Consider the following 13,038-nt stretch of genomic DNA (forward strand, 5'->3'; position numbering starts at 1 on the left):
TCCAAAAGGAGACCGTTCATGCATACCTTAACTCGCACCAGCACAACGGAAATGGAAGTGACGAGCATCCGTTTAGAGCGTGAGTTGAAGGAGGAGCTAAAAGCACTTTCTGGCAACCAAGGCTATCAAGCGCTCATTCGCGACATTTTGTGGAACTATGTGCAACAGCGATCGGGCAGCTATTCCCCCTCTCTCTCATCCGCCGATGTGCGTGCCACTCTATCTGCTACCGCTCAAACCGACGATCGCTGCGCCCTTACTGGCAAACCTATCCGCTCCGGCGAGAACATACTCTTGGGACTCACGATCGAAGGCAATCTTATTCCTCTCAGTCTGGGCAGTCTGCCTTAACAGCATTTTGTCGGGATGAGGAGAACAAATTGTTTCCTTTCTCCTTATCCCTGTTATAATATTTCTCATTGCGCGGATGTGGCGGAATTGGTAGACGCGCCAGATTTAGGTTCTGGTTTCGCAAGAAGTGAAGGTTCAAGTCCTTTCATCCGCATTTTTCAATCTATTTCAGGTAGCTTAATCCAACGAAGTTGCGGCAAGATCTTCTCATAGAAGTGAGGAACCGATATGACGCACTCTTCGATCGTTCAAAACTATATCAATGGCGAATGGTCTATTCCCGAAACTGAAACTTATTTAGAAGTCAGAAATCCAGCCACGATCGAAGTTTTAAGTAAAGTTCCGCTCTCGCCTGCGCGTGAAGTCGATCGAGCCGCTCAAGCTGCTCAAACTGCATTTCAAACCTGGCGACGCACGCCCGCGACTGAACGCGTGCAGTATTTATTCAAGCTCAAGGCATTGCTCGAGGAGCATTTCGAGGACATTGCCCAGACGATTACACTCGAATGTGGCAAGACGCTTGCAGAATCCAAAGGCGAAATGAGACGCGCGATCGAGAATGTCGAAGTCGCCTGTGGAATTCCGATCTTGATGCAGGGCTATAACTCAGAAGACATTGCGCGCGGCATTGATGAACATATGATTCGCCAACCGCTGGGAGTCACTGCAGTCATTACACCGTTTAACTTTCCAGGCATGATCCCATTTTGGTTTATGCCTTATGCGATCGCATGTGGCAACACCTGCATTATTAAGCCGTCTGAACGGGTGCCTCTGACCATGCAGCGCATCTTTACTTTGCTCGAACAAACAGGCTTACCCAAAGGCGTGGTCAATCTGGTCAATGGAGCGAAAGAAGTGGTCGATGCTTTGCTGGATCATGCCGCAATTCGATCGATTAGCTTTGTCGGATCGACGGGAGTCGCGAAATATGTCTATAGTCGGGCAGCCGCAAATGGGAAAAGGGCACAGTGCCAAGGTGGCGCGAAAAATCCCGTCATTGTGCTACCGGATGCAGATATTGCGATGACAACGAAAATTATGGCAGATAGTGCTTTTGGATGTGCAGGACAACGATGTTTAGCTGCTTCAATTGCCATTACAGTTGGCAGTGCAAAATCTACTTTTACAGATGCGATCGCTGAAGCTGCAACCTCGCGCCAAGTTGGGTTTGGACTAGATTCCGGGGTACAAATGGGACCTGTGATCACTCATCAAAGTAAGACCCGAATTGAAACTATCATTCAACAAGCAGAAACAGAAGGTGCAACTGTTTTAGTCGATGGTCGAGCACCCAAAATTTCTGGATATGAGCAAGGTCACTTTGTTCGACCAACCATTTTGCAGAACATTGATCCGGCAGGTGAAATTGCTAAAACTGAGATTTTTGGACCAGTGCTGAGCTTGATTCATCTCGATTCAATTGATGACGCGATCGCCCTGATCAATCAAAGCCAATACGGAAACATGGCTTCCCTGTTTACTTCTAGTGGAGCTGCAGCCCGAAAATTCCGCTACGAAGCTGAAGCGGGGAATATCGGAATTAATATTGGAGTTGCAGCACCGATGGCATTCTTTCCGTTTAGTGGTTGGAAAGAAAGCTTTTTTGGGGATTTGCATGGTCAAGGATGGCAAGCGATCGAATTCTTCACCCAGACGAAAGTGATTGTCGAACGCTGGCATGACTGGACACGACAGTTTTAAGAGATCGATGCAGCCCAAACCCGATGCGAGATTCAGACAGAGTTTTCTTTTTAGGGGCGCTATTGAGGCACGTTGAAGGAGATCTCTTCCTGCAACTCTGAAAAGTCAATAAATTCTCTGTTCCGGGATTCTGCATCATTCAGACGGGCTAATACTTCAGGATGCAGGGCTTCTGACGCGCGTTCTTGCACGCTTGTAAAGAAGAAAAAGCGAGTACTACCGACGCAGAGGCAATCCCCATCCTGAAGGCGCTGGCGCTGTTGAACTCTTGTTCCGTTGATGTACGAGCCATTCATGCTATTGAGATCAACGAAGTAGAAGCCTTCATTCACAACATAGAGAATCACAGCATGACGACGAGAAAGCTTACGATCCTGTAGGGGCAATGCTGCCGATCGATTACGCCCGATCGTCCAAACCATTTGCGGTTGTTTAAGACTCATCGATTCACTTCTCAGCAAATTGGTGACGAGCCATGCCTGTTGACCCGACACAACACCTTGAATATAGCGAGGTTTCGCTTCTGGAGTGACCGGAGACTCGATCGCGGATTTCGCTTCTTCAAGATCGATCGTCAACGTTGGGCTTTTGGCGATTTGCTGTTCTTCAGGGTTTTCCTCATCTAGCTGTTCTTCCAGTTCTTCCCAGAAGGATGCGAGGGCATCCGGAGATTGATTGGTGACAGCAGAAATCGCAGAATGGCGATCGTCAGGGCTATGAAATGCTTTTATCATGAGGCTTTCCCAAAAACAGGTCAAATCTGAGGTAGGTCTACTGATCTAGATTTCCCCGGATTGGGAAGAGGGAGACGATTTTGAATTTTGGATTTTCAATTGGGAGACCAGAAAAAGGACCTTTCCTGATTGATTCTGCACCTGTGACTGAATTGTAAACGCTGGCGATATGTGAGTCTCGATCGCTAAAATACGCTAACGCACGGGAAAATCACCTTGACAATCTGATCGATCGCAGTAGAATTGCACAAATCCGTTTGATTTTTTGTAGATCAGACGTTCTAAGTGTGCTATCTATTATAGAAATTCCGCTAATTTAGCTCACTTGTTTGATTCCGGGCTACACTAAACACTGTTTTTTACTGACTCCCTGTGTACGTTAAGCGTGTTGAACTAACAAATTTCAAGTCTTTTGGCGGCACAACGCCGATTCCGTTGCTGCCAGGGTTCACCGTGATCTCAGGTCCAAACGGATCAGGGAAGTCAAATCTACTGGATGCATTGCTCTTTTGCTTAGGGCTAGCAGGCTCAAAAGGGATGCGGGCTGAGCGATTGCCTGACCTGGTAAATCATGCACAGGCCACGAAAGGGCGAGCAACCGTCGAAGCGGCAGTGACAACAGTATTTGATCTATCAGATGAATTAGATCTGTTTAATGCTCTCAGCAATCCAGATGAAAGTAATATCGATGTTTCATTGAATGAGCCAAGTCAGAGTTCGGCAAATGAACATCATGAGAATGGTCATGTCTCTGCACCAGATGTCGTTTATGAATTAAACGGTTCTGAAAATGGTAACAGCAACGGCGAAATTAACGCAGAGTGGAAAGTGACTCGTAAATTGCGAGTAACACAGCAGGGAACGTATACGTCAAACTATTTCATCAATGATGAACCCTGTACGTTAACAGAACTGCATGAGCAGTTGAACCGGATGCGGATCTATCCTGAGGGATATAACGTTGTCTTGCAAGGGGACGTAACTCGGATCATTTCGATGAACGGGCGAGAACGTCGTGAAATCATTGATGAATTGGCAGGAGTTGCTTCATTCGATCGCAAAATCAACCAAGCGAAAGACAAGCTCGATGCCGTAAAAGATCAAGAAGATAAATTTCATATTGTCGAGCGTGAATTGATCGAGCAGCGCGATCGCTTAGCTCAAGATCGGATCAAAGCCGAGAAATACAAAAAACTGCGCGCAGAACTTCAAGCGAAAGAGCAATGGGAAGTCGTCATCCGTTACGAACAGGCAGCTCAAGGCGTTCGCAAATTACAAGAGCAAATTCAGTCGGATGAAACAGCGATCGCTGATTTGACTGAACAGTTAGCAGCACTGCAACTTGAAATCAATCAAGTGACTGCCGAATTAGAGAAACTGAATGCTCATGTGCGATCGCTGGGTGAAGAAGAACAAATCGCTGTGCAATCAACTCTCGCAGCACGAGAAGCAGAACTGCGTCAGTTAGAACGTCAACAGCAAGACTTGCAGAAATCAAGCCAGGATTTGATTGCGACTTTATCCAAAGCGCAGCAAGACCTTCAAGAAAACATGCAGACCTTGGCAGCGTTGACTCGCGAGAAAGAATCTATCGAAACCCAAGAGCTGATTGCAGCAACTCAGAAGCGTGATCAAGCCAAGGCAGTACTTGAGCAGAAACGCGAACAGGCAAATGCTTCGGCTGCCAATGCAGAAGCTTGGGTGCAAGAACAAACTCAATTGCACCATCACATCGAGACCTTGATCAAGGCTTTGGAGCCGCAACGGTCTGAACAAGCTGGATTGAGAGAGAAAACCAATCAACTCGATCGCCAAGTTCAAGAGCAAACAGAAGCCCTCAGAACAACTACAGCCGAATTGAATCAGCAGCAGATCGCAGCAGCAGATATCACTCAACGATTTGCAGCCGCGACGCAGCAAGTTCAATCGATGGCGCAAGCGCTCGCGGAAGTTGAACAAGAGTTGCAGATTCAACAAGAAACTGAGAAACGATTACTTGCTGAACAACGAGATAAGCAACGCGCCTTAGATAAATTAGAAGCCCAAACGCAAGCAGTGCAAGAAGCACAAGGCACTCAGGCTTCACAAGTCATCATGAAAATGGGACTATCCGGAGTGTGTGGCTTAGTCGCAGAACTCGGACAGGTTACTTCGCGCTATCAGCTTGCCTTAGAAACCGCAGCCGGTGGGCGACTGGCAAATATTGTCGTCGAAGATGATGCGATCGCTGCTGCCGCGATCGATATTCTCAAACAGCGTCGGGCTGGACGAGCCACATTCTTACCGCTCAATAAACTCAAGCCGCCTCATATTCCCAATCGTGCCACGATGCGATCGATGCAGGGCTGCATTGATTACGCGATTAATTTAATCGACTTCGAGGATCGCTATTACGACGTATTTGCTTACATCTTCGGTACAACTGTTGTCTTTGAGACACTCTCTGATGCGCGACGACATATCGGGCAATATCGGATTGTGACCTTAGATGGCGAATTACTCGAATCGAGTGGAGCAATGACCGGGGGAAGTAGCGGCGCTCGATCGTCGTTACGATTTGGCAAAGGTCAAGCCGCAGAATCACCGGAAATCGCAGCATTAAAGCGGCGACTGCAAGAAATCGATCAGATTTTGGGACATTGTGAAAGCTCGATCGCGAAAGCAACCATTCTTCAGAAAGACCGCACCAAATTTCTCAGCGATGCGCGTCAACAACACGCAGAATTGAAAGTCAAAGCGGATCAAGCCAAAGTCGAACTCGATCGCTTGGAAAAACAACAAATTCAACTCACCCAGCAGCTTGAAACCAATCAAAAAGAACTGGCAGCAGCGCAAGTTCGATTACAAGTCTTAGAGTCGGAACTTCCAGTTCAAGAGGCGAATTTAGCCCGATTAAGAACGACCTTGGCGGAATTAGAGCAATCGCAGTCTCATAGCGAATGGCAGCAAATTCAAGCGGGCATTCGGGAATTAGAAACCGATCTGAACCAGAAAGAGGGAGATTTAAGAGCGATCGAACAACGCTCCCAAGACCTCGAAACTCAGAGAAAGCTGTTACAAGAAAAAATCGAGCAGGGACAGATCCGAATTCAGGAATCTCGAACCCAGCAAACTCTGCAATTGCAGCAGCAATCAGAAAATACAAATCAACAAACTGCCGTCAATACCCAGATCACCGAACTCAAAGCCACACTTGCTGAACTCGATAAAACCTTAGGCGAAGAACGACACAAACGCGATGCGGTCGATCGACAGCTCCGCGAACTTCAGAATCGCCAGCAGCAGCACATTTGGCAACGTGATCAAACGCTAGAAACTCAGCAATCTCGTCGAGCTAGCCTCGCTGAACAGCAAGCAGCCCTCGAAGCCCAACGCGCCGAACTGCCTGATCTGGTTCCTGAAATTCCCGACAATGCCACTCGCGATCTCGGACAACTTCAGCACGAACTCCGTTCGATGCAAAAACGCCTTCAGGCAATGGAACCTGTGAATATGTTGGCGTTAGAAGAATACGATCGCACTCAAGCCCGGTTAGACGAACTCACCGAAAAACTCGAAACGTTACAAGAAGAACGTACTGAGTTGCTGTTAAGAATTGAGAACTTTACCACTCTGCGACAGCGTGCCTTCATGGAAGCCTATGAAGCGGTTGATTTGAACTTCCAGAAGATCTTTGCCACCTTATCAGATGGCGACGGGCGTTTACAGCTTGAAGATCCAAACGATCCATTTAACGGCGGATTGAACCTGATCGCTCACCCGAAAGGCAAACCTGTGCAACGGCTTGCCTCCATGTCTGGGGGTGAAAAATCTTTGACTGCTCTGAGTTTCATTTTCGCCCTTCAGCGGTATCGTCCCTCCCCGTTCTACGCGTTTGACGAGGTTGATATGTTCCTAGACGGAGCAAACGTCGAGCGATTAGCTAAAATGATTCAGCAGCAGGCGCAACAAGCTCAATTTATTGTCGTGAGTTTGCGTCGTCCGATGATCGAACGCGCTCAGCGAACGATCGGGGTTACTCAAGCACGAGGAGCCTTTACCCAAGTCCTGGGTATCAAGCTTCCTCAAAGTGTTTAAGAATCGGATCACGTTCGGCATTCCGTATCGTTTGATCCTTCATATGGTTTGATAATTAGAAAAAAGCGTAAATAGACAGGATTCGGGACTCAATGACAGAAGAATTTCGCCAACGCTCCGACATACTTGGAACTCAGGTGATTACACGCACCACAGGCAAACGGCTTGGCGTGGTGAGTCAGCTTTGGGTGGACATTGACAGCCAAGCGGTTGTTGCCCTCAGTTTGCGCCCGAATCTGTTCTACGGCACTGCTCAACCGATGATGCTCGATAGCATTCGCCAGATTGGGGATGTGATCTTAGTCGATGATGAAGATGTGATCGAAGATGTCGATCTTGAAGGCTACAGCAATTTAATCGGGTACGAAGTGATTACCGAAACGGGCGAACTGCTTGGAAAAGTTCGGGGATTTCGATTTGATATCGACAGCGGCAGATTAGATGCATTAACGATCGCATCAATCGGGCTTCCACTCATTCCCGATCAAGTTGTCAGCACCTACGAACTCTCGATCGATGAAATCGTCAGCAGTGGTCCCGATCGCCTCATCGTCGTCGAAGGCTCGGAAGACCGCATGAATCAACTCAGCGTCGGCGTGCTTGAACGTCTCGGCATTGGTCGTGCCCCCTGGGAAAAAGACGAACCGCAATATTTGGCTCCAGCCCGTCCTGAAAATCAGCTTCCTTCGGGTCAGCCGACTCAAGTAAATGTGCAGCCACGCATTCAACAACCCGTTGAAGAAACTTGGAGCGATGACGATTTAGGCTATGACGACGAGCCGCGTTATCGTGAACCGATTCCGATCGAGCGAAATCAAGAACCTCCGCGTCAGCAATATCGCGAAGCGCAAGCCTATCCACCGCCAGAAGCGTACGAAGAAGACGAAGAAGACGAATTGGATAACTGGGGCAGTTTGGCAACCGTCGATGATGAAGAGGATAATCTCGACACCAAATCAACCTGGGTAGACGAAGAGGAAGAAGAAGCGATCGTTGTAGATTACACCCCGGTCGTGGATACAGAACCGGGAACTCAACCGACTCCAGACAGCTTTGAACCCGGCAATCTCGATGAAGATCCTTGGGCAGAACAGCCTCAAGCTGAAGCCGAAGAGGATGAAGACACGCTAGAAGTCCCGGCTGAAGACACAGAGGATGAATCTGAACGGATTCCGCTCAACATTCCTGAGAAGCCGAAACAAAAGCAACCCGAATATGAAGAGGAAGGCTACTAAGCTGATCTCTCATGTCTACCGTGGGGTAGGTATCTTGCCCACTCAAATCCAGAGGCAGGCAAAGATGCCTGCCCCACTGTTTATTTCATATGTCAAACAGCTCTGAACTCACGTCTACTTCCACATCTCATCCATTTACTCATGGGCACACTTTTTCCAGCCCCGGTGGACATTTTACCTATCGCGTAATTGGCGCTTGCTGTCGCTTATTCGATCGAGAACAGCTTCCCTACCCCTGCTGCCGAATCGAATGGCGTGGAAAAGAACCCAGTTGGCGCAGAATTGGACGACGGTTTATTGTCGATTTGGCAACTCGCAACAGTCCTTCTTACAGCGTCGAAATCGTCGGACGTGAGGCGCACGAGCCAATCGTCATGACGTTGTATTGGTGCAAACTGCCTCAGCCTCTCAAAGAATGGTGGCATTCCAGCAAACCTGCGACGATCGATTCAACTAACTCTCGACTTGCAGAAGACATCAAAATCGAAGGATAAACGGCACTACCCCATCGGGGATGAATCACGGTGAAGCAATTGCCGATCGCTTTTGTTGCATATCCTAATGTCGATCGCACAACCGCCACATCATCGAGCCGCAAAGACCCGGATTCTGACAAAATCGGCAACCCCGTTTTCGGATCAAACAAATCCGCTAAGTGCCCTTGTTGGCGGAGCATTTCTGTCACTTTCAAACCAAAAGAGAGAAACTGCGATCGCAACACTTGCTTTTGATGATCCGCTTCCGGGCAGTGTTCTGTTAACTCGCGATCGGCAGGCTGTAGAACCACCACGATCGAGCGAATTGGGTCAGACCAATCTGGCAATAACTTCTCAGAATGCTGACAAATAAATTCGCTCGGTGGATGGACAGAATATTGCATCACAAAGTAAAAAGAATGAATCGATCGGATATAGTGCTAATGCACCATTTTTCTGTTAGATATGCCGCAGTTTGAATCGGCTATTGATCATCTTAAATCGCTTGATCATACAGTGACCCATTCAGGAAAAGAAATATCATCTCCTAAACTTTTCTACACCCATGATAACGGTCAGCTTTGGCTCGGCGATGCGGTTGAATGGCTGAAATCACTACCTTCTGAGTCGATCGATTTAGTGTTTGCCGATCCGCCTTACAATCTTAAAAAAGCAGAATGGGACAGTTTTGAATCTCAGAAATTGTATCTCGAATGGTCACTGCAATGGATTGAACAAGTCGCCCGAATTCTCAAGCCGACAGGAACGTTTTATATTTGTGGCTTTTCTGAAATATTGGCTGATCTAAAACTTCCAGCGTCACAGTTTTTTCAAGGATGTCGCTGGCTGATTTGGCACTACAAAAATAAAGCGAACTTATCAAATGATTGGGGTCGATCGCATGAAAGCATTTTGCATTTTCGCAAATCAAGAAAATTCACCCTATCGATTGAGAACATCCGCACTCGTTACGGTGAACACACCCTGAAATATCCCGACCATCCGCAAGCCGAAACCAGCCAATACGGCAAGGGTAAAAAAGTAACAAAGCTTTGGCAGCCTCACCCAAAAGGCGCAAAGCCTCGCGATGTGATTGAAGTGCCAACCACCTGTAATGGCATGAATGAAAAAACACCCCATCCCACCCAAAAACCTGAAGAATTGGTGAGAAAATTCGTCTTGGCTTCTTCTCAAAAAGGCGATCGCATTCTCGATCCGTTCCTGGGTTCCGGCACAACTGCAGTCGTTGCCGAACAACTCGGACGGAACTGGCTCGGTTGCGATCGACACGCAGAATACTTAAGTTGGGCGATCCCAAGAATCGAATCGGCTAAAAAACAATCCGATGAAGCATGGTTTTGGGAAGACCGCAATCGCGAAGAACGACGTTCAAAAAATCGCGAAACATCATAATCTTGTATGGCAATATGTTGACGATCGTGCGCGTCACGTATATCTTTTTCTGGCAACGGTACAAGGAGCTTTTGTGGTTATTCTAATTGGCATTCTCGCTGGTCTTGTCGGATTCGTTCTGCTCGTCTTGTTGCTGCTCGAAGCTCAATATTGGCAGCGTCCAAGCAATACACTGGAGATGACCTCGGGCAAATGGGAACTCGCAGTCTACGAACCCCAGCGATACGTTCTAGTCGGTCAGATCGAATTGACCAATTTAACGCGCCGTTTAGAAGTCATGGCTCCTACGGTTCATGCAGAAGTTCAACTCCTTTCTTCGGGCAGCCTAGAGGGGATTCAAGTCAAAACTCGGATCATTCCCCGCTTCCAAGGCGCAGAACCTCGCAATGATGGCTATTGGGAAGCCCACATCATTAAGAGTATGGGACATGACCCAATCGAAGTGATTGTCGAAATCGAAGGCGCCAACCTCAGCGAATTAAAAGTCGCTTGGATTCAACTGCATTACGTTTCCTATGGCTCTCGAGGTCGATTCCCCAAAATTCGCCATGTCATCGTGCCCCTGAAGTTCCCGGCAGTCGAAGACTCAAAACGCTGGCGACCTGCACAAAATGCTGATGTGTTGCCGATTAAGACCCATTTGCTGACGCACTTAGATGATCCCGTGAGTGTCGTGAAACGGTATGTCATGCCTCATGCTCAACCCGGGGATATTGTGACGATCGGTGAATCTCCGATCGCGATTATGCAAGGTCGTTACCGCCATCCCAGCGAGATCAAACCCGGTTGGTTAGCAACTCGGCTATCTTACATGTTCCATCCGACCTCCAGTTTGGCGACTGCTTGCGGACTGCAATCGCTGATTGATATCGAAGGCGAAGCACGGGTACTGTTTGCATTTATTGTTGGCTCGATCGCGAAAATTTTTGGGGTGAAAGGCATGTTCTACCGCCTCGCAGGTGAACAAGCGCGATTGATCGATGACGTGACTGGAACAATTCCGCCCTATGACCAATTTATCGTCATGGGTCCTGAAAACTCTCAGGAATTATGCGATCGCATTCAACGAGAAACTGGGCTATCTGCGGCAATTGTGGATGTGAACGACTTGAAACGAGTTAAAATATTAGCAGCATCGTCAGGCGTATCTACGTCCTTGCTGCATCAAGCTCTCATCAGCAATCCTGCTGGGAATGCCAACGAACAGACTCCTGTAGTTCTGATTCGTCCGACCGATACCTTTACAGAACGCGCTACTGTTGGGCTGCAATCGGCAAAATAACCTTAAATAAATACCCCTTAAGGTTTACCTAATGCCCTTGCCCAACGCTTAACCTGGGGTTGAATTGCTGCTGATATCCTTATGTCTCGACTTCCTCAGAAGACTGCTTCCGTTGTCATCCGTCCTGTCCAATATCGTGATCTCGATGCGATTGATCAACTTGCTCAGCAATCGCCAGAAATCAACTTGCCCCACTGCTCGACCGTGCGCGAGAAAACGGTATCGCTGCGGAATTGGTACGGAGTTCTGAAGGTGCTCAGCCTGTTTCCCAATCCTTTTCAGTCGCTCTCCTGTGTGCATGTGGCTGAATTGAATCAAAAGATTCAGGGCATGATTCGAGTCTCGCCTTTTAATCGGACAGGCAGCACTTGGAGAGTCGATCGCGTCATGGTCACTCCTGCGATCGTGGAATCTGACCAGGCAGAAGCACAAGTTCTCACGAAAGTCGATGTGGGATCGCTGCTCATTCGATTCTGTCTCGAGCGAATTTGGCAAGCGCGAACCTGGGTTTTAGAAATTGATGTCAACGACAAGTCAGCCTTAGATCTGTATCGCCATAATGGATTTCAACCTTTGGCGAATATGACCTATTGGTCGATTTCGACCGAGCAACTTCAGACGCTAGCTGAGCGTGAGCCAGACTTACCGAATTTGCTGCCCGTCAGTAATGCCGATGCTCAACTGCTCTATCAGTTGGACACGATGGCAATGCCACCGCTGGTACGGCAGGTGTTCGATCGACATATCCAAGATTTTAAGACCAGTGTATTTGGCAGCTTGGTCGAGTGGGCAAAGCAGATTTTGACGCGCACTGAAGTTGTGAGTGGATATGTGTTTGAGCCGCAGCGCAAAGCGGCAATCGGATATTTCCAACTACGACTCAGCCGCGACGGTTCACAACCGCATACGGCACAGCTCACCGTCAATCCTGCTTACACCTGGCTCTATCCTGAATTGATGGCGCAGATGGCGCGAATCATGCAGGATCTCCCGGCTCAAGAACTGCAAATTGCATCGCCGGATTATCAGCCTGAGCGCGAGGGATATTTGGATAGCATTGGCGCAGAGCGGATTGGACATACGCTCTTGATGTCGCGTTCAGTTTGGCACAAAGTTCGAGAAACAAAATCGATCGCAGAAGGATTACAGTTGGCAGAGATGCTGCAAGGCTTGCAGCCTGCTCGGAAGCCGGTGCCAGGACGAATCTCGATGATGAAATCGACGAAAATTACGTCTCCAGATCAGCCAGAACCAAAGTCTGAAACGCCAAAAAATGTGCAAGAACTGCTCAAGATGGCTCAAGACCCGCACCGTGAAGATCCCTGTTGCTAAATGGAAAGAGTTGCAGCCCTTGGACTAGATGTGGGTCAGAAACGCATTGGAGTTGCGGGCTGTGATGGAACAGGATTAATTGCCACAGGGCTAACCACGATTCGGCGCAAATCGTACTCGCAAACGATCGAAGAACTGCGTCAAATCGTAGTCGATCGCCAAGTTGAAATTCTGGTGATCGGCTTGCCTTATTCAATGGATGGAACCCTTGGGAAACAAGCCATCCAAATTCAGAAATTTGCTGAAACGATTTCAAAAGCGTTATCGTTACCGTTTGAATTTATCGATGAGCGCTTGACTAGTTTTGAAGCAGAAGAATCAATGAAAGCGGCGCGGATTTCGCTGCGAGAAAATAAGGAATTAATCGATCGTAAAGCTGCCGCTATCATTCTTCAGCAATGGCTGGATCAGCGAAGATCGACTCGCATTTAGTT

The 13,038-nt window shown here is 48.1% G+C and carries 11 protein-coding genes and 1 tRNA gene; 10 read left to right on the plus strand and 2 right to left on the minus strand.

The genetic code is table 11. From position 1 onward, the window contains the following. Positions 1–18: 18 nt before the first annotated feature. From ACMUEV_RS24480 to ACMUEV_RS24490, 3 genes are all read left to right on the plus strand, one after another. The gene (locus tag ACMUEV_RS24480; RefSeq protein ID WP_017286476.1) at positions 19–351 is read left to right on the plus strand and encodes a hypothetical protein; all 333 of its coding nucleotides are present in this window, start codon (positions 19–21) and stop codon (positions 349–351) included. A gap of 72 nt (positions 352–423) precedes the next feature. Then, positions 424–505: transfer RNA gene (locus ACMUEV_RS24485), tRNA-Leu, on the plus strand. Between the two features lie 74 nt (positions 506–579). Further along, positions 580–2,055 carry a CoA-acylating methylmalonate-semialdehyde dehydrogenase gene (locus ACMUEV_RS24490; RefSeq protein WP_017286475.1) on the plus strand — a complete coding sequence of 492 codons (1,476 nt, stop codon included), beginning with the start codon at positions 580–582 and terminating at the stop codon, positions 2,053–2,055. Positions 2,056–2,114: 59 nt separating this feature from the next. On the opposite strand, the gene ACMUEV_RS24495 is transcribed toward ACMUEV_RS24490, so the two are convergent. After that, positions 2,115–2,789 (minus strand): FHA domain-containing protein, encoded by a 675-nt coding sequence (locus tag ACMUEV_RS24495; RefSeq protein ID WP_017286474.1) that lies wholly within the window; start codon positions 2,787–2,789, stop codon positions 2,115–2,117. 372 nt (positions 2,790–3,161) lie between these two features. Between ACMUEV_RS24495 and smc the strand changes: the two genes are divergently transcribed. From smc to ACMUEV_RS24510, 3 genes are all read left to right on the plus strand, one after another. Beyond that, positions 3,162–6,866, plus strand: coding sequence for a chromosome segregation protein SMC (smc, locus tag ACMUEV_RS24500; RefSeq protein WP_190647234.1), 3,705 nt, complete (start codon positions 3,162–3,164; stop codon positions 6,864–6,866). 92 nt (positions 6,867–6,958) lie between these two features. Next, complete coding sequence (locus tag ACMUEV_RS24505) at positions 6,959–8,101, plus strand: PRC-barrel domain-containing protein (protein WP_017286471.1); 1,143 nt, start codon at positions 6,959–6,961, stop codon at positions 8,099–8,101. An 89-nt stretch (positions 8,102–8,190) separates the two neighbouring features. Beyond that, positions 8,191–8,595 carry a hypothetical protein gene (locus tag ACMUEV_RS24510; RefSeq protein WP_071596144.1) on the plus strand — a complete coding sequence of 135 codons (405 nt, stop codon included), beginning with the start codon at positions 8,191–8,193 and terminating at the stop codon, positions 8,593–8,595. Here ACMUEV_RS24510 and ACMUEV_RS24515 read toward each other — a convergent pair. Further along, positions 8,502–8,981 carry a methylmalonic aciduria and homocystinuria type D protein gene (locus ACMUEV_RS24515; RefSeq protein WP_017286470.1) on the minus strand — a complete coding sequence of 160 codons (480 nt, stop codon included), beginning with the start codon at positions 8,979–8,981 and terminating at the stop codon, positions 8,502–8,504. The two genes, ACMUEV_RS24510 and ACMUEV_RS24515, sit on opposite strands and share 94 nt — an antisense overlap. A gap of 61 nt (positions 8,982–9,042) precedes the next feature. Here ACMUEV_RS24515 and ACMUEV_RS24520 point away from each other — a divergent pair, with 61 nt between their 5' ends. From ACMUEV_RS24520 to ruvX, 4 genes are all read left to right on the plus strand, one after another. Beyond that, positions 9,043–9,990, plus strand: coding sequence for a DNA-methyltransferase (locus ACMUEV_RS24520; protein WP_199329188.1), 948 nt, complete (start codon positions 9,043–9,045; stop codon positions 9,988–9,990). After that, positions 9,923–11,272 (plus strand): hypothetical protein, encoded by a 1,350-nt coding sequence (locus ACMUEV_RS24525; RefSeq protein WP_017286468.1) that lies wholly within the window; start codon positions 9,923–9,925, stop codon positions 11,270–11,272. Before ACMUEV_RS24520 ends, ACMUEV_RS24525 begins: the two co-directional genes overlap by 68 nt. An 81-nt stretch (positions 11,273–11,353) precedes the next feature. Continuing rightward, on the plus strand, positions 11,354–12,604 hold the full coding sequence (locus ACMUEV_RS24530; RefSeq protein ID WP_190647232.1) for a GNAT family N-acetyltransferase: 1,251 nt from the start codon (positions 11,354–11,356) through the stop codon (positions 12,602–12,604). Further along, entirely contained in the window at positions 12,605–13,036 is a 432-nt protein-coding gene (gene ruvX / locus ACMUEV_RS24535) for a Holliday junction resolvase RuvX (protein WP_190647230.1), read from the plus strand. Positions 13,037–13,038 lie beyond the last annotated feature (2 nt).

This window comes from Leptolyngbya sp. FACHB-1624, assembly GCF_047649235.1.
Taxonomy (GTDB): Bacteria; Cyanobacteriota; Cyanobacteriia; order Leptolyngbyales; family Leptolyngbyaceae; genus Leptolyngbya; species Leptolyngbya boryana.

Bases quoted from the DNA above. Each gene is read 5' to 3' on its own strand.
- ACMUEV_RS24480 (WP_017286476.1), top strand. From the start codon at position 19: ATGCATACCTTAACTCGCACCAGCACAACGGAAATGGAAGTGACGAGC.
- ACMUEV_RS24490 (WP_017286475.1), top strand. From the start codon at position 580: ATGACGCACTCTTCGATCGTTCAAAACTATATCAATGGCGAATGGTCT.
- ACMUEV_RS24495 (WP_017286474.1), bottom strand. From the start codon at position 2,789: ATGATAAAAGCATTTCATAGCCCTGACGATCGCCATTCTGCGATTTCT.
- ACMUEV_RS24505 (WP_017286471.1), top strand. From the start codon at position 6,959: ATGACAGAAGAATTTCGCCAACGCTCCGACATACTTGGAACTCAGGTG.
- ACMUEV_RS24510 (WP_071596144.1), top strand. From the start codon at position 8,191: ATGTCAAACAGCTCTGAACTCACGTCTACTTCCACATCTCATCCATTT.
- ACMUEV_RS24515 (WP_017286470.1), bottom strand. From the start codon at position 8,981: ATGCAATATTCTGTCCATCCACCGAGCGAATTTATTTGTCAGCATTCT.
- ACMUEV_RS24520 (WP_199329188.1), top strand. From the start codon at position 9,043: ATGCCGCAGTTTGAATCGGCTATTGATCATCTTAAATCGCTTGATCAT.
- ACMUEV_RS24525 (WP_017286468.1), top strand. From the start codon at position 9,923: ATGAAGCATGGTTTTGGGAAGACCGCAATCGCGAAGAACGACGTTCAA.
- ACMUEV_RS24530 (WP_190647232.1), top strand. From the start codon at position 11,354: ATGTCTCGACTTCCTCAGAAGACTGCTTCCGTTGTCATCCGTCCTGTC.
- ruvX (WP_190647230.1), top strand. From the start codon at position 12,605: ATGGAAAGAGTTGCAGCCCTTGGACTAGATGTGGGTCAGAAACGCATT.